Annotated in this window: 17 protein-coding genes and 1 tRNA gene; 8 read left to right on the top strand and 10 right to left on the bottom strand. The window is 69.1% G+C overall.

What is annotated here, in order from left to right; genetic code table 11:
* Positions 1-39: 39 nt before the first annotated feature.
* The 4 genes from ABZ893_RS26545 to ABZ893_RS26530 all read right to left on the bottom strand — a co-directional run bounded on the left by ABZ893_RS26545 (position 40) and on the right by ABZ893_RS26530 (position 2,778).
* Entirely contained in the window at positions 40-870 is an 831-nt protein-coding gene (locus tag ABZ893_RS26545; protein ID WP_361408043.1) for an MBL fold metallo-hydrolase, read from the bottom strand.
* A complete protein-coding gene (locus ABZ893_RS26540) occupies positions 867-1,745 on the bottom strand; it encodes an NUDIX hydrolase (protein WP_361408041.1) in 879 nt (292 codons plus the stop codon). The genes ABZ893_RS26545 and ABZ893_RS26540 overlap by 4 nt, the downstream gene beginning before the upstream one ends.
* 404 nt (positions 1,746-2,149) lie before the next feature.
* Positions 2,150-2,620 carry a RidA family protein gene (locus tag ABZ893_RS26535; RefSeq protein ID WP_361408039.1) on the bottom strand — a complete coding sequence of 157 codons (471 nt, stop codon included), beginning with the start codon at positions 2,618-2,620 and terminating at the stop codon, positions 2,150-2,152.
* Complete coding sequence (locus ABZ893_RS26530) at positions 2,617-2,778, bottom strand: DUF4177 domain-containing protein (RefSeq protein WP_003975360.1); 162 nt, start codon at positions 2,776-2,778, stop codon at positions 2,617-2,619. The genes ABZ893_RS26535 and ABZ893_RS26530 overlap by 4 nt, the downstream gene beginning before the upstream one ends.
* Before the next feature lie 81 nt (positions 2,779-2,859).
* On the opposite strand from ABZ893_RS26530, the gene ABZ893_RS26525 reads away from it, so the two are divergent.
* The gene (locus ABZ893_RS26525) at positions 2,860-3,837 is read left to right on the top strand and encodes an ArsA-related P-loop ATPase (protein ID WP_361408038.1); all 978 of its coding nucleotides are present in this window, start codon (positions 2,860-2,862) and stop codon (positions 3,835-3,837) included.
* Between the two features lie 6 nt (positions 3,838-3,843).
* Positions 3,844-5,226: an ArsA family ATPase gene (locus ABZ893_RS26520; RefSeq protein WP_361408036.1), complete on the top strand. Its 1,383-nt coding sequence runs from the start codon at positions 3,844-3,846 to the stop codon at positions 5,224-5,226.
* A gap of 87 nt (positions 5,227-5,313) precedes the next feature.
* Here ABZ893_RS26520 and ABZ893_RS26515 read toward each other — a convergent pair whose 3' ends face one another.
* The gene (locus ABZ893_RS26515) at positions 5,314-5,658 is read right to left on the bottom strand and encodes a WhiB family transcriptional regulator (RefSeq protein WP_361408034.1); all 345 of its coding nucleotides are present in this window, start codon (positions 5,656-5,658) and stop codon (positions 5,314-5,316) included.
* Positions 5,659-6,088: 430 nt separating this feature from the next.
* Here ABZ893_RS26515 and ABZ893_RS26510 point away from each other — a divergent pair, with 430 nt between their 5' ends.
* Complete coding sequence (locus ABZ893_RS26510; RefSeq protein ID WP_361408032.1) at positions 6,089-8,305, top strand: transglycosylase domain-containing protein; 2,217 nt, start codon at positions 6,089-6,091, stop codon at positions 8,303-8,305.
* Between the two features lie 106 nt (positions 8,306-8,411).
* On the opposite strand, the gene ABZ893_RS26505 is transcribed toward ABZ893_RS26510, so the two are convergent.
* Entirely contained in the window at positions 8,412-8,876 is a 465-nt protein-coding gene (locus ABZ893_RS26505) for a GatB/YqeY domain-containing protein (protein WP_361408030.1), read from the bottom strand.
* Positions 8,877-8,952: 76 nt separating this feature from the next.
* On the opposite strand from ABZ893_RS26505, the gene ABZ893_RS26500 reads away from it, so the two are divergent.
* Both ABZ893_RS26500 and ABZ893_RS26495 read left to right on the top strand, forming a co-directional pair.
* Positions 8,953-9,906: a metallophosphoesterase gene (locus ABZ893_RS26500; RefSeq protein WP_361408028.1), complete on the top strand. Its 954-nt coding sequence runs from the start codon at positions 8,953-8,955 to the stop codon at positions 9,904-9,906.
* Between the two features lie 178 nt (positions 9,907-10,084).
* Positions 10,085-10,158: transfer RNA gene (locus ABZ893_RS26495), tRNA-Pro, on the top strand.
* 216 nt (positions 10,159-10,374) lie between these two features.
* Here ABZ893_RS26495 and ABZ893_RS26490 read toward each other — a convergent pair.
* From ABZ893_RS26490 to ABZ893_RS26475, 4 genes are all read right to left on the bottom strand, one after another.
* A complete protein-coding gene (locus tag ABZ893_RS26490) occupies positions 10,375-10,722 on the bottom strand; it encodes a VOC family protein (RefSeq protein ID WP_361408026.1) in 348 nt (115 codons plus the stop codon).
* Positions 10,723-10,794: 72 nt separating this feature from the next.
* Positions 10,795-11,349 (bottom strand): GNAT family N-acetyltransferase, encoded by a 555-nt coding sequence (locus tag ABZ893_RS26485; protein ID WP_361408025.1) that lies wholly within the window; start codon positions 11,347-11,349, stop codon positions 10,795-10,797.
* Positions 11,346-11,588, bottom strand: coding sequence for a hypothetical protein (locus ABZ893_RS26480; RefSeq protein WP_361408023.1), 243 nt, complete (start codon positions 11,586-11,588; stop codon positions 11,346-11,348). The genes ABZ893_RS26485 and ABZ893_RS26480 overlap by 4 nt, the downstream gene beginning before the upstream one ends.
* Positions 11,585-12,619: an XRE family transcriptional regulator gene (locus ABZ893_RS26475; protein WP_361408021.1), complete on the bottom strand. Its 1,035-nt coding sequence runs from the start codon at positions 12,617-12,619 to the stop codon at positions 11,585-11,587. The genes ABZ893_RS26480 and ABZ893_RS26475 overlap by 4 nt, the downstream gene beginning before the upstream one ends.
* Before the next feature lie 236 nt (positions 12,620-12,855).
* On the opposite strand from ABZ893_RS26475, the gene ABZ893_RS26470 reads away from it, so the two are divergent.
* The 3 genes from ABZ893_RS26470 (at position 12,856) to ABZ893_RS26460 (ending at position 14,585) form a co-directional block, all read left to right on the top strand.
* Entirely contained in the window at positions 12,856-13,227 is a 372-nt protein-coding gene (locus ABZ893_RS26470; RefSeq protein ID WP_361408019.1) for a hypothetical protein, read from the top strand.
* Positions 13,224-13,667, top strand: coding sequence for a hypothetical protein (locus ABZ893_RS26465; protein ID WP_361408017.1), 444 nt, complete (start codon positions 13,224-13,226; stop codon positions 13,665-13,667). The genes ABZ893_RS26470 and ABZ893_RS26465 overlap by 4 nt, the downstream gene beginning before the upstream one ends.
* A 75-nt stretch (positions 13,668-13,742) precedes the next feature.
* On the top strand, positions 13,743-14,585 hold the full coding sequence (locus tag ABZ893_RS26460) for a protein kinase (RefSeq protein WP_361408015.1): 843 nt from the start codon (positions 13,743-13,745) through the stop codon (positions 14,583-14,585).
* Positions 14,586-14,746 lie beyond the last annotated feature (161 nt).

Below are 14,746 nucleotides of genomic sequence, written 5' to 3'. Positions count from 1 at the left end.
AGAAACCGCCCCCAGAAGAAGCCCCCCGCCACGACGGAGCTAAATAAGTCCGTGCTCCTTCAGGTATTCCAGCTGGGCGAGCACGGACAACTCGGCGGCGGGCCACAGCGACCGGTCCACACCCGCGTACACATGCCCGACGATCGCGGACGAGGACACGTACCCGTTCTCGACGGCGGTCTCGACCTGGGCGAGCCGGTTGGCCCGGTGGGCGAGGTAGAACTCGACGGCGCCCTGGGCGTCTTCGAGTACGGGCCCGTGGCCCGGCAGCACGGTGCGGACGCCGTCGTCGACGGTGAGGGAACGCAGCCGCCGCAGCGAGTCGAGGTAGTCCCCGAGCCGCCCGTCGGGATGGGCGACGACGGTGGTCCCGCGCCCGAGCACGGTGTCACCGGTCAGCACGGCCTGGTCGGCGGGCAGATGGAAACACAGCGAATCAGCGGTGTGCCCAGGGGTGGGAACCACCCGCAGTTCGAGCCCTCCGACAGAGACGACATCCCCACCCGCCAGCCCTTCGTCGCCGAGGCGCAGGGCGGGGTCGAGGGCGCGCACCTTGGTCCGGGTCAGCTCGGCGAACCGGCCGGCGCCCTCGGCGTGATCGGGGTGGCCGTGCGTGAGGAGGGTCAGGGCGACCCGCTTACCGGCGGCCTCGGCCACGCTCACCACATGCGTGAGATGGGCGTCGTCCAGCGGACCGGGGTCGATCACGACGGCGAGGTCGGAATCGGGCTCGGAGACGATCCAAGTATTTGTCCCGTCGAGGGTCATCGCGGAGGCGTTCGGAGCCAGCACGTTGACCGCGCGGGCCGTGGCGGGCCCGGACAGCACGCCGCCGCGGGGCTGGCCGGGAAGGATGGCTGCTTCGGTCATGTGGCGGCTCCCCCGGACGAGGCGGTCGGAATGTGCTTGGTGAACTCATCATGACCGGGCCAGGACAACACCAGCTCGTCACCCTCGACCCGGGCCCGCGCGAGTACAGGCGTGAGATCCTGCGCCGCAGCCCCGAGCAGGGCCCCCTCGGCGCTCCCGAACCCGCCCAACGCCCGCAGGGTCGCAATCGTCGGCGGCATCATCATGAGCTCGCCCTTGTCGTACCCCTCGGCGGCCTGCTCGGGCCGGATCCACACGGTCCGATCAGCTTCCGTGGAGGCGTTACGGGTGCGCTGCCCCGCCGGCAAGGAGGCGACAAAGAACCAGGTGTCGTACCGCCGCGGCTCGAACTCAGGCGTGATCCACCGAGCCCAGGCCCCCAACAAGTCGGTCCTCAGAACCAACCCCCGCCGCCCGAGAAACTCCCCGAACGACAACTCCCGCCCGACAAGCGCCTCCCGGTCGGCCTCCCAGGACTCCCCGGTCGTATCTCCCACGACAGAGGTGGCGTCGGGCCCGGCGAGCAGCACGCCCGCCTCCTCGTACGTCTCGCGCACGGCGGCACAGACAATCGCCTGAGCCGACCGCTCGTCGACCCCGAGCCGAGCGGCCCAAGCCTCCCGCGAGGGCCCGGCCCACCGCACCACCGACTCGTCGTCGCGGGGATCGACACCCCCACCCGGATACGCGTAAGCGCCCCCGGCGAAAGCCATGGAGGCGCGTCGCCGCAGCATGTGCACCTCGGGCCCGGCGGCCGAGTCACGCAGCAGCATGACGGTCGCGGCCCGCCGAGGCTCGGCGGCCACCAGCTCACCCGCCGCCAGCGCACGGATCCGCTCGGGCCACTCCGGTGGATACCACTGCCCATTCGCCATGGCCGGAGGCTATCCGCTATAGCCCGGATGTTCGAGACCAACCAAAGATCACCCACGTACCGAAACAACACCCCACAGCCGATCACCCAAGTACGAGACGCCCCGCCCCCGGGAATGCCCCCGGCGATCACCCGAGTACGAGACGGGTCACCCCGACCAAAACACCCCCCGGCCTCCGCCCGCGTACGAAACGGGAGGGGCCGCGGCGGGATGTGCGCGCGGAGCCACCAGCACCACACGCAGGTGCCATAAGCCCGGAAACGCAAACCGCTAGAACAGCGAGCACGTACATCCCGCCGCGGCCCCGCACCCGAAAAACAACAGGGCGCCGAGAGCCGACCGAAGTACGAAAACGCACCCCGCCCGACCCTCAGCGCCCAACGCTCAGAGTCCAGAGCCCAGCGTCACTCAGAAACGAGCTCGACCTGAACCTCGACCTCGACCGGCGCGTCCAGCGGCAGCACGGCCACCCCCACGGCGGACCGAGCGTGCACACCCTTCTCACCGAGAACCTCGGCAAGCAGCTCACTGGCCCCGTTCACGACACCCGGCTGCCCGGTGAAGTCGGAAGCGGAGGCGACAAACCCCACGACCTTCACGACACGCGCGATCCGGTCCAGATCACCGGCGACGGACTTGACGGCAGCGAGAGCGTTCAGCGCACAGGTCCGGGCCAGCTCCTTGGCCTGCTCGGGCGTGACCTCGGCCCCCACCTTCCCGGTGAGGGAAAGCTTCCCGTCCACCATCGGCAGCTGACCGGCGGTGTACACGTACACACCGGACTGCACGGCAGGCTGGTACGCGGCGAGCGGCGGCACGACCTCCGGCAGCGTCAGCCCGAGTTCGGCGAGGCGCGCGTCGACGGCCCCGCTCATGCCTGCTTCTCCCGCTTCAGGTAAGCCACGAGCTGCTCGGGGTTGTTCGGCCCGGGCACGACCTGGACGAGCTCCCAGCCGTCCTCGCCCCAGGTGTCCAGAATCTGCTTGGTCGCGTGCACGAGCAGAGGCACGGTCGCGTATTCCCACTTCGTCATACGGCCGACTGTAGCCGCTGAGGCGAAGACGACCGACAGCCTCCTGCGTAGCCCGCGCGCGGACTGGTTAGGCTCGAAGACGTGAGCAGGCTCCAGGTCGTCAGCGGCAAGGGCGGTACCGGAAAGACCACGGTCGCCGCCGCACTGGCGCTCGCCCTCGCGACCGAGGGCAAGCGCACTCTCCTGGTGGAGGTGGAAGGACGCCAGGGCATCGCACAGGTCTTCGAGACAGAGGCTCTGCCGTACGAGGAACGGAAGATCGCGGTGGCCCCGGGGGGCGGCGAGGTGTTCGCGCTCGCCATCGACCCCGAGCTGGCACTCCTCGACTACCTCCAGATGTTCTACAAACTGGGCGGCGCGGGCCGCGCGCTCAAGAAGCTGGGCGCGATCGACTTCGCGACGACGGTGGCGCCGGGCCTGAGGGACGTACTCCTGACGGGCAAGGCGTGCGAGGCGGTGCGCCGCAAGACGAAGAAGAACACGTACGTCTACGACCACGTGGTGATGGACGCGCCGCCGACGGGCCGGATCACCCGGTTCCTGAACGTGAACGACGAGGTCGCGGGCCTGGCGAAGATCGGCCCGATACACAATCAGGCGCAGGCGGTCATGCGGGTCCTCAAGTCACCGGAGACGGAAGTCCACTTGGTGACGCTGCTGGAAGAGATGCCGGTGCAGGAGACGTCGGACGGCATCGCGGAGCTCCGCGCGGCGAACCTGCCGGTGGGCCGGATCGTCGTGAACATGGTGCGCCCGGCGATCCTCGACGACGCCGGGCTCGCGCTGGCACAGGGCGGCACGTCGCGCACGGCCATCGCCAAGTCGCTGTCCTCGGCGGGCCTCGGCGGCGCGCGCAAGGGCGGCCTCGCCGAACGCCTGGTGACCCCGCTCCTCGACCAGGCGGCCGAGTACGCGGAACGGTACGAGCTCGAGCGCGGCCAGCGCGAGGTGCTCGCCGAATCGGGCCTGTCGCTGCACGAACTGCCGCTGCTGGCCGAGGGGATGGACCTGGCCGGCCTGTACCGGCTCGCCACGGAACTGCGGAAGCAAGGGATCTGACACTCCATGACGTCCCGGACGCCGGAACCCGCCCATGCCCACGTCCTTGACGTGGACCCGCTGATCGACGACCCGGAGACCCGCATCGTGGTGTGCTGCGGCTCCGGCGGCGTCGGCAAGACGACGACGGCGGCGGCCCTCGGCCTGCGCGCCGCGGAACGCGGCCGCAAGGTCGTCGTGCTCACCATCGACCCGGCCCGCAGGCTGGCCCAGTCGATGGGCATCGACTCGCTGGACAACACCCCGCGCCGAGTGAAGGGCATCGACGACGCCGCGGGCGGCGAACTGCACGCGATGATGCTCGACATGAAGCGGACGTTCGACGAGATCGTCGAGGCGCACGCGGACGGCAAGCGGGCCGAGGCCATCCTGGGCAACCCGTTCTACCAGTCGCTCTCGGCGGGCTTCGCGGGCACGCAGGAGTACATGGCGATGGAGAAGCTGGGCCAGCTGCGGGCCCGCGACGAGTGGGACCTGATCGTCGTCGACACCCCGCCGTCGCGCTCGGCGCTCGACTTCCTGGACGCGCCGAAACGACTCGGCTCGTTCCTGGACGGGAAGCTGATCCGCGTCCTGATGGCGCCGGCGAAGGTCGGCGGCCGGGCCGGCATGAAGTTCCTGAACGTCGGAATGTCGATGATGACGGGCGCGCTCGGCAAGCTGCTCGGCGGTCAACTCCTGCGTGACGTCCAGACGTTCGTGGCCGCGATGGACACGATGTTCGGCGGCTTCCGGATGCGCGCCGACGCCACGTACAAACTGCTCCAGGCGCCCGGCACGGCGTTCCTCGTGGTGGCGGCCCCGGAGCGGGACGCGCTGCGCGAGGCGGCGTACTTCGTGGAACGCCTGGCCGCGGAGGACATGCCGCTGGCCGGTCTCGTACTGAACCGGGTGCACGGCAGCGGTGCCGCGCAGCTGTCGGCCGAGCGGGCGCTGGCCGCCGCGGAAAATCTTGACGAGCGCGGCATTGTGGATCAGGGGGGCGGGAATGTAGAGCTGCGTAACTCCCCCGACGCTGGCTCCCCCGACCCGGCAGGGGACACGGACGGCACCACCGCACCCACGAGTTCATCCCCGGACACAGCCGCACCCACGAGTTCCCCCTCAAGCACAGCCGCACCCGCGAGCTCAGCCACCAGCTCAGCCACAACCACCGCCGCACCCACAAACACCACAGACCAACTGACGGCGGGTCTGCTGCGCCTGCACGCGGAGCGGATGCAGCTCCTTGCACGCGAGCAGCGCACGCGCGACCGCTTCGCGGCGCTCCACCCCGAGGTGGCGGTCACCGAGGTCGGCGCCCTGCCCGGCGATGTGCACGACTTGGCAGGCCTTCGGAGCATCGGCGACCGGCTCGCGGCCGGGACCGACCCGGCCGGAGCTGTGTGAGCCGCGCGGACGTCTCCCGAGGCGCGGGCCACAACTCGGCTCGCATCCCTCGGGCGTCCTGCGAAGTCTTCGAGGAGCTCGGCTCCCTCACCCCACGGCGGCGTACCTCTCGTACGTCTCGTCGTCGTCCATGTCCACGGGCAGCAGGCCCGCACCGCGCTCGTACTCCGTCCGAGCCGTCTCGAGCAGCCGGCGCCACGAGGTGACGGTAGGACGCCTGCGCAGCAACGCGCGGCGCTCCCGCTCTGTCATGCCACCCCACACGCCGAACTCGACGCGGTTGTCGAGCGCGTCAGCCAGGCACTCGGTGCGTACCGGACATCCGGTGCACACCGCCTTCGCCCGGTTCTGCGCTGCTCCTTGAACGAACAGTTCATCTGGATCGGTAGTGCGGCAGGCCGCCTGCGCACTCCAGTCGACTACCCAGCCCATACCGGCGCCGTCCTCTCCCGAATCGAGGCTCCCCCACGGCGGCAAGCGGCATATTCACCGCCGCCAGTTGAGGACGTTACGGAAGGTGGGCACAGCGCAACACCCCCTTCGGGCCCAATCTTGAATGGCCCGAACGGACTATGCGTAAGCGGCAGATCACCCGACGGAGTGAGCCGGGGGCATGTGCGACCAACCCGGCATACTCGGGCATTTCAATTGAGTGGCGGCGGACATCGAGTGACACATCAGGCGGATTCGGACACGCCCGCGACGACGACTCAACGACCGCGGCAGGGTGGCGAGGTGACTACCGGAGCGATTCGGGTTCGCCCGATGTCTTGATACGTGACCGCACTGCTGTGACAGTTGAGTGCAGCTTAGGCCAAGGCCTACACGCGTGTCCGGAGAATCAGAACGTAGGCTGCCCCCCATGGGAAAGAAGCGCTCGGGCGGTGGACTGTCTCCGGCCCAGCAGGCCGCCAAGTTCCTCGGTGTCAGTGTCCTCGCGGGAGCCGTCCTCGCCGGAATCGCGCTGCCCGCGGCGGGTGCGCTCGGCCTCGCGGCCAAGGGTTCGGTCGAGGGGTTCGACGAGATCCCGGCCAACCTCAAGCAGCCGCCGCTGAGTCAGCGCACCACCATCCTGGACAACAAGGGCGGCACGATCGCGACCGTCTACTCGCGTGACCGCACGGTGGTGCCGCTCGAAGGCATCTCGCCGTACATGCAGAAGGCACTCGTCGCGATCGAGGACTCTCGTTTCTACGAGCACGGCGCCGTCGACGTGAAGGGCATCCTCCGCGCGATCAACCAGAACGCGCGGAGCGGTGGCGTCGCGCAGGGCGCGTCCACCCTCACCCAGCAGTACGTGAAGAACGTCTTCATGGAGGAGGCCGGCGACGACCCGACGAAGCTCGCCCAGGCCACCCAGCAGACGATCGGCCGCAAGGTCCGCGAGCTGAAGTACGCGATCCAGCTCGAGGACAAGCTCGGCAAGAAGAAGATCCTCGCCAACTACCTGAACATCACGTACTTCGGTGAGCAGGCGTACGGCATCGAGGCCGCCGCGCAGCGGTACTTCTCCAAGCCGGCGAAGGACCTGACGATCGAGGAGTCGGCGATGCTCGCCGGCATCGTGCAGTCCCCGAGCCGCTACGACCCGGTCAACGACGAGGCCGAGGCCACCAAGCGGCGGAACGTCGTGCTCCAGCGCATGGCCGACGTCCACGACATCTCGCAGGCGGAGGCGGACCGGGCCAAGGCGAAGCCGCTCGGCCTGAAGGTCAGCAAGCCGCAGAACGGCTGCATCACCGCGGTCAAGGGCGCGGGCTTCTTCTGTGACTACGTCCGCGCGGTGTTCCTCACCGACCCCGTCTTCGGCAAGACGAAGGAGCAGCGGGCGAAGATCTGGAACCGGGGCGGCCTGCGGGTGCAGACCACGCTCGACCCCCAGACGCAGGACTCGGTGCAGGCGTCGATCAAGAGCCACGTCTACCAGAAGGACAAGGTCGCGGCGGCGGGCACCTTCGTCGAGCCGGGCACGGGCAAGATCCTCGGCATGGCCCAGTCGAAGCCGTACGGCTTCGGCAAGAACGAGACGCAGCTCAACTACTCGGTCAACTACTCGCTGGGCGGGTCGAACTACGGCTTCCCGACGGGTTCGACATTCAAGCCGTTCCTCGCCGCGGCCGCCCTGGAGCAGGGCACGCCGGTGACGAAGTCGTACCCGGCGCCGTACGAGATGCCGTACCCGACGTCCGTCCAGACGTGCAGCGGCAAGCCGTGGTTGAACAACGGCGGCTTCACCGTGTCGAACGAGAACAAGTCCGAGAAGGGGCCGTACGCGCTGAAGGAGGCGATGGCGAAGTCCATCAACACCTACTTCGTGCAGATGATCGAGGACACCGGGATCTGCCCCGTGATGGACATGGCCGACAAGCTCGGCGTCGTCCAGGGCAACGGCGACAAGCTGCCCGAGGTCCCCTCCATCGTCCTCGGCGCCAAGGGCATCTCGCCGCTGACCATGGCGACCGCGTACGCCGCCTTCGCCAACCGCGGCACGTACTGCACGCCGGTCGCCATCGAGGCGATCACCGCGCCGGACGGCACGTCGCTGCCGGTGCCGCAGACGTCCTGCAAGCGCGCGATGTCCGAGAAGACCGCCGACGCCATCAACACCCTGCTCAGCGGCGTGATCGACTCCGGTACGGGCCAGCAGGCCGGCCTGACCGACCGGGCGAACGCGGGTAAGACGGGTACGACCGACAGCCGTAAGAACGCCTGGTTCGTCGGCTACACGCCGAACCTGTCGGGCGCGGTCTGGGTCGGCAGCGCCGGGCAGGACGTCCAGATGGAGAACATCCCGATCGGCGGCCAGGTCTACGACAAGGTCTTCGGTGGCCAGGTCCCGGGCCCGATCTGGCGGGACGCCATGGTCGGCGCCCTCGCCGGCAAGCCGTCCCCGGCCTTCAACCTCATCAACATCCCCGACGCCAACAAGGACAAGGGGAAGGGCAAGGGCGGAGACAAGGGCAACGGCGACCAGGGCCAGGGCGGCGCCAAGCCCGGCGGCAACAACCCCTTCCCGAAGATCACGCTCCCGCCGAATCTGATCGGCGGGGGTAACGGGCACGGCCGACGCCACGGGTAGCGGCGATACGCGAAATGGGGCGCTCCCTTTAATGGGGGCGCCCCATTCGTGTGTACGGGGCGCTCCGCTTATCGGGGCGCCCCGAACTTACGTATAGAGGTGTCGGTCAGCCCGCGAGCAGCTGCTTCACCACGGCGGCGACGCGGCCGCCCTCGGCCAGGCCCGCGACCTTCGGGTTCACGATCTTCATGACCTGACCCATGGCGCGCGGCCCCTCGGCGCCGGCGGCCTTCGCCTCCTCGACGGCCTGGGCGACGATCGCGCGCAGCTCGTCGTCCGAGAGCTGCTTGGGCAGGTACTCGGCGAGGACCTCGCCCTCCGCCTTCTCCCGCGCGGCCTGCTCGGCGCGGCCGCCCTGCGCGAACGCCTCGGCCGCCTCACGGCGCTTCTTCGCCTCGCGGGTGATCACCTTCTGCACCTCGTCGTCGGAGAGCTCGCGCGCCTCCTTGCCCGCGACCTCCTCCTTGGTGATCGCGGTGAGGGTCAGCCGGAGCGTCGAGGAGCGCAGCTCGTCACGCCCCCGGATCGCGGCGGTGAGGTCTTCCTGCAGCTTCGACTTGAGCGTGGTCATGCGCTGATTGTCGCAGGTGTGACAGGCCCGACGCCCCTTGATTTCCGGGGGAGTCCGGGTCTGACACGATGGACGTATGCGCGCGCGATACGGGCTCCCGATGAAAGTCACAGCAGGCATCACGGCGGTGGGCGCCGCCGGGCTCCTCTACGCGGCGGGCTTCGAAGCCCGCTCGTTCCGCCTCCGACGGGTCACGATTCCTGTCCTCCCCGAGGGGATGCGCCCGCTCCGCGTCCTCCAGGTCTCCGACATCCACATGGTCGGCGGCCAGCGCAAGAAGCAGCGGTGGCTGCGCTCGCTGGCCGGCCTGCGCCCCGACTTCGTGATCAACACGGGCGACAACCTCTCGGACCCGGAGGGCGTACCGGAGGTCCTGGACGCGCTGGGCCCGCTGATGGAGTTCCCGGGGGCGTACGTCTTCGGCTCGAACGACTACTACGGCCCGAAGCTCCGCAACCCGGCCCGCTACCTGGTCGAGAAGGCCCGCGGCGCCCACGGCCTCAACGGCAACGCACCCGCGGTCGGCGTCGTCCACAACCCGTGGGAGGACCTGCGCGACGGTTTCGACGGTGCGGGCTGGCTGAACCTCACGAACACGCGGGGCGCCCTGAAGATCGAGGGCATGGAGATCGCGTTCACGGGCCTGGACGACCCGCACATCAAGCGCGACCGGTACGCACGCGTGGCGGGCGGCCCGGCCTCGGGCGCCGACTTCTCGATGGGCATCGTGCACGCGCCGTACCTGCGCTCCCTGGACGCGTTCACGACGGACGGCTACCCGCTGATCCTGGCGGGCCACACCCACGGCGGCCAGCTGCGCGTCCCCTTCTACGGCGCACTGGTCACGAACTGCGACCTGGACACGGACCGCGCGAGGGGCCTCTCCACGCACGAGGCCGCCGGCAACCGCTCCTACCTCCACGTCTCCGCAGGCTGCGGCGCCAACCGCTACACCCCGATCCGCTTCGCGTGCCCTCCGGAGGCGACGCTGCTTACGTTGACGGCGGGGGTGGGGGCGGGGGCTGCGTGACGCCGGCGCCGGGGGCGGGGCCCGGGTTCGTGACCCTGACGCCGGGGGTACGTGGCTGACCTTCGTGGCCTCGGCACCGGTTCTCGCGAAAACCGGATTTCGTCTACGGGCGCCGGTCCGCTAAAGTAATCCATGTCGCCACGACCTGCAGGTCTGCGGGGAAGTGGAGCAACGACATCGGGGTGTAGCGCAGCTTGGCAGCGCGCTTCGTTCGGGACGAAGAGGTCGTGGGTTCAAATCCCGCCACCCCGACAGCTGAAACACCAGGTCAAGGGCCTGATCCTCACTGAGGATCAGGCCCTTCCTGCGTCTCCGGTGATCGGTTGGGAGAAAACTGGGAGACGACGGGTGCACGCGCCCGCAGTTATTTAGACCCCTTCGCCGCAGCTTCCAAGCACACGACGACGTTGATCGTTGATCACAGTCGGTGTCGGAGCGCGCGCTCGGCCACGCAGCGGCGCTGTCCCCTCAGAGGTCGTACGCCGTTGCATGGCGTGGCTGGTACAGACCCAGCTCGCCTCCGCCCGGGAGGCGGAGCGTGGTCTTCATGCCCCATCCGACGCCGGTGACGGGTTCCGTGAACTGCACGCCTTTTGCTTCGAGCTCCTCGACGGTCGCCGTGATGTCGTCGCACATCAGGTACAGCTCGTGCGAAGGACTGTCGGCGGGGTGTACTGCGGCTTCTGCGGGCGGCAGTTTGAAGATGAGCCAGTCGGCGCCGGCGTCGACGTACGCGTACCCGAGTACATCGCGGAGGAAGGCACGGTCGGCTTCGGCATCGCGGCTGTAGAGGATGACGTGGGCGCCGTTGATCATGCGGGTGACGGTACCGGGGTGCCCCGCAGCAGCCGGTCCTCGCCATGCCGTGCCCCGCGAGTCAATTCCGGACTAGGCCGTCGGCGAGGGCAGTCGCACCGGACGAATCATGACCGTCAGCGCAGGTGCGTCCGGAGCCGACTGGGAGCGGCCGATCACCTCGTAGCCCCACTTCGCGTACAGGGCCTGGACGCGGCCGGCCTGGTTGGCCGGGGACACCATGAGTGATGCCTGTACTTCTTCGCGGTCGGCGAGGAGGGAGTCGTGGAAGGCTCGGGCGATGCCTCGGCGGCGGAAGGCGTCCAGGACCATCATTTCCTTGATGGCCACCGTCGTCCGAGCTGAGATCTCTGCTGCGGGGGCCGGGTCGGTGCGCTTCCACCAGCGGTCCTCGACCGGGGTGAGGGTGTTGCCGTAGCCGTAGCCGACGGGGACGTCGTCGACGTGGGCGATCACAGTTTCCCAGCCGGGTTCCTTGCCGTGCCGGGCAAGGCGTTCGGCAAAGCGCTCCACCGAGTAGTGCGGGAGGTGGAGTTGGTCGGCGCGGACCTGGGCGTAGATGTCGATCAGGGTCTCCCACACGGCTTCGATGTCGTGGGCGTGTTCCAGGGTGACGTCGGTAGTCATCGCATGGGTCCTTTGAGGTGGTGGTCGTGGGCGTAGCCGGCCCACAGGCGGGCGTGGCTGGATCCGGCGGCGATGCGTTCCAGGTTCTGGCCGAAGGTGGTCAGCATGCCGTGGACGCGCGGGTGCGCGGCCTGTGGGTCGGGCATGGACATCGCGGTGCGGACGGCCGGTCCGATGTCGCCCTGGCCGAGCTGGGCGCGGGCGAGGCGGGTGGTGGTGATGGCGCGCGAGCGGGTCATCGGGGCGCGCAGGAGGGCGAGGCTCTTGTGGGCGTGGCCTTCCGCCGCCTCGTAGTCGTGTGCCGCGAGGTGGGCGGCGGTGGCCAGGGAGTGGAGTTCGGCCGGGTGAAGAATGCCGTGAGCCATACCGGGTGGGGTGCTTCGGGCTCGGCGCGGTCGTAGGCGTCGATGGCCAGGTCCATGCACCGTTCGATCGCCCTCGTATCGCGGCAGACGCCGTGGATGGCGGCCTGCCGGGCGTGCCCGAGGGCGGCGAACATCGGGTCGGTGCGGGTGATGCGCAGGTGCCGGGCGGCGTCGTTGGCGGCGAGGGCGTCGACGGGACGGCCGAGGTGTCGGTACATGGATCCGGCGTGGGACCAGATACGGAACTGGATGGCCTGGTCTCCTGACATGCCGGCCAGGGCGGTGGCCCGGTCGAAGTGGCGTTGCGCGGCGTCGAAGCGCCGGCCGTCGATCGCGGCCCACATCGCCGAGCTGGTGAAGGAGGCGGCGGTGGCGAACAACATGCTTTTCACGCGCTGCGACGACGATCCGGTCTGCACCAGGCCCAGGGCTTCGCCGGCCAGGGCGAGCGCTTGATGCTCGATGCTCGCCCGTCCGCCTTGGCGGTGGTCCTTGGCGACGATCTCCGCGAACTTGCGATGCAGGCGGGTGACGTCGCTCGCGCCGACGCGGTGCACGGTGGCTCCCGCTGTCGTCGCGGGCAAGGCGGCGTCGATCGCCAACGAGGCGGTCAGGGTTCCGAAGGCGCGGCGGTGCACGTCAGGGTCCTCACTCTCCACCGGCGTGTTCGTCCGTGGGGTGAAGCCCAACTCGACGGCGGGCATCCCGAACACGATCTCCAACGCCATGCGCTGCTTGGTGCGCGGCCAACGGGTTCTGTAGATCAGGTTGTAGACGGTGCGCGCCGACATCGCCCCTCGTGTACCGGTGAGGGACTCGATCGCGTCGTTGCACGCCTCGGCCAACTCGTCCTGTGTCAGGTCGAGTTCACGCATCCGATCCAGAAGTACCTGGTTGGCCTCCATGACTTGGACGGTAGCGGTGCGGTGACCTGCGACTGAAGCCCGAAGGTAAAACTTTCCGGTCCGCCGCGTCCGTCCGCCACCCGAACTTTCCTGGGCCCAGGCTCCCGCCGGCCCTGTACTGGGTGACGCAACACAACGCCCCTCCGGGAGCTGCCACCCGTAACGGCTCTCCCCGCGCTCCCGGAGGGCGCGCACCACACATCCCGCACGAGGCGAGGGAGCCCTAGGTGAGTGCCGTGACGACCAGCAGACCGCACCAGCAGCAGGACGACCCGATCGACGTCGAGCAGGTCGACGCCGATGTGCAGTGGGCCCGGCAGATCCGCCTCAGCCTGCCCCCTCGCGGGACGGTGATCGAGCGCGCCGTCCGGCTGCGTGGGCTGCTCGCCGATCTCGTCTCCTGCGGCATCGTCCCCGAGAACACCCATACGCAGCCTCTGTACCGCGACGCCCACTTCCTCATCCAGTTCGACGTCCACGGGATGAAGCACACCGGTGCCGTGGACCACCTGCGGGCGCTGGCGACTTCGGCCCGCGCCTTCAACGCCCTGTACCGCCTGCACCGACCGAAAACCCAACCCAGCACGGAGATCGAGGAGAAGGCATGACCATCACCGACAGCGCGCTGAAGACCGGCCGCGACATCGCCGGCGAGGAACTCTTCAACAGCCTCGCGCACTTCGTCGTCCTCCACGACCACGTCGAGCGGGAGGTCGCCGAACAGGTCGCGGACCAGGCCGTCGCCTTCCTGGTGACCGCTGCGACGGCCACGGTGCCGATGGTGCCGTCCGACGAGGTGGACATGGGCCTGCACGCCCTCATCCTCCACACCAAGGAGTACGCCGAACTCTGCGACCGGTACGCCGGCCGCTTCCTGCACCACAACCCCAAGCCCGGCGGTGGTGGACGCGACCCCGAGCTGGTGGCCTCTTCCGCCCACGCGATGAAGGCGGCGGGGTTCCGCGTGTTCGACGCGAGGTGGACGGTCGACGGCGAGAATCTCGCCCAGTGCGACTCGGACTGCGGCCGCCCCTACGGCGCTGCCTGAACCCCCGATGCCCACGGCGCCCCCGCTTCTCCACTCGGCGGGGGCGCGCCCCTTCGGCCCGCGAGAGGACCCTCTGTGCCGCCGTCCATCCCCACAGCCTTGCTGATCGGTCTGTCCATCGAGTCACACCACCTCGTCCTCGACCGCCGCGGCTCGATGGTGTGGGACATCGTCACGGGCTCAGGCCGCTACGCCCTCAAGCTCGGCTATCCCGTCGCAGCCACCCCTGAATGGCCCGGCCAGCACTGGACAGCATTCGCCCCGGGCCGGGAAGCCGCCGTCCTCACCCACCTGGGCACGGAGCACGTGGCATCCGGTTACTGGGAACAAGGCACCTGGAACATCCAGCCCTGGCACGAGGGCCCGGACCTCCAACACCTGTGGACGCACTACCGCACCGACGGCACCCCACCGGACATACAGACGGCCATCGGGTGCGCCGGTGCCCTGGCCGACCTGCACGAAGCCGGATGGGCCCACGGAGACGTGCAACCCGCCCACTTCCTCATCGGCCCCGACCGCACCCACCTCATCGACCTCGCCCTCGCCCTCGCCCTCGCACACGGCAAGCCGGTCCCCGAAGCCGTCGACTTCCCCTTCAGGGGCTGCCTGGTCCACTACGAGGCACCGGAGATCTCCGCCGCCGTCCTCGACGAAGGACACTCGGTCCCCACACAGGCAGCCGACGTGTACGGGCTCGGCGCGACCCTGCTCATGGCCGCGACCGGCAAACGGGCAGTGATCTACCCGGACGATGCGCCCAGGCCGGTGCAGCGCGCCGCGATCGTGGCAGGCAACCGGCGTGCGGTGACAATGCCCGGCCCGATGGGACCGATCGTCGTCGAGATGCTGCGGCATGACCCACAAGACCGGCCAGCCATCACCGAGGTTCTACGCGAAATCGCCAGATTCACTTGATTCTGCAGTCAGTTCGGCCCTCCACACTCCGACCTCATCCCCAAGTACGACCCGTGGGTTGAAGTTCTGCCGCCTCGTTGAAGACACATCAGGTCAGGCCCGGTACTGAATCTCAGTACCGGGCCTGACCTGATGTGTCTCACCTTGATTTGCCCTGCGCC

This window comes from Streptomyces sp. NPDC046821 (assembly GCF_040645335.1).
GTDB lineage: Bacteria > Actinomycetota > Actinomycetes > Streptomycetales > Streptomycetaceae > Streptomyces.
Note: the sequence above shows the minus strand (reverse complement) of the source record. Positions and strands in the feature narration are given on the sequence as shown.

Excerpts from the sequence above, each read along its gene's own strand:
- ABZ893_RS26530 (WP_003975360.1), bottom strand. The coding sequence starts at position 2,778 with ATGACGAAGTGGGAATACGCGACCGTGCCTCTGCTCGTGCACGCGACC.
- ABZ893_RS26480 (WP_361408023.1), bottom strand. The coding sequence starts at position 11,588 with ATGACCCGCTCGCGCGCCATCACCACCACCCGCCTCGCCCGCGCCCAG.
- ABZ893_RS26520 (WP_361408036.1), top strand. The coding sequence starts at position 3,844 with ATGACGTCCCGGACGCCGGAACCCGCCCATGCCCACGTCCTTGACGTG.
- ABZ893_RS26510 (WP_361408032.1), top strand. The coding sequence starts at position 6,089 with ATGGGAAAGAAGCGCTCGGGCGGTGGACTGTCTCCGGCCCAGCAGGCC.
- ABZ893_RS26465 (WP_361408017.1), top strand. The coding sequence starts at position 13,224 with ATGACCATCACCGACAGCGCGCTGAAGACCGGCCGCGACATCGCCGGC.
- ABZ893_RS26505 (WP_361408030.1), bottom strand. The coding sequence starts at position 8,876 with ATGACCACGCTCAAGTCGAAGCTGCAGGAAGACCTCACCGCCGCGATC.
- ABZ893_RS26485 (WP_361408025.1), bottom strand. The coding sequence starts at position 11,349 with ATGACTACCGACGTCACCCTGGAACACGCCCACGACATCGAAGCCGTG.
- ABZ893_RS26545 (WP_361408043.1), bottom strand. The coding sequence starts at position 870 with ATGACCGAAGCAGCCATCCTTCCCGGCCAGCCCCGCGGCGGCGTGCTG.
- ABZ893_RS26490 (WP_361408026.1), bottom strand. The coding sequence starts at position 10,722 with ATGATCAACGGCGCCCACGTCATCCTCTACAGCCGCGATGCCGAAGCC.
- ABZ893_RS26475 (WP_361408021.1), bottom strand. The coding sequence starts at position 12,619 with ATGGAGGCCAACCAGGTACTTCTGGATCGGATGCGTGAACTCGACCTG.
- ABZ893_RS26535 (WP_361408039.1), bottom strand. The coding sequence starts at position 2,620 with ATGAGCGGGGCCGTCGACGCGCGCCTCGCCGAACTCGGGCTGACGCTG.
- ABZ893_RS26515 (WP_361408034.1), bottom strand. The coding sequence starts at position 5,658 with ATGGGCTGGGTAGTCGACTGGAGTGCGCAGGCGGCCTGCCGCACTACC.
- ABZ893_RS26540 (WP_361408041.1), bottom strand. The coding sequence starts at position 1,745 with ATGGCGAATGGGCAGTGGTATCCACCGGAGTGGCCCGAGCGGATCCGT.
- ABZ893_RS26500 (WP_361408028.1), top strand. The coding sequence starts at position 8,953 with ATGCGCGCGCGATACGGGCTCCCGATGAAAGTCACAGCAGGCATCACG.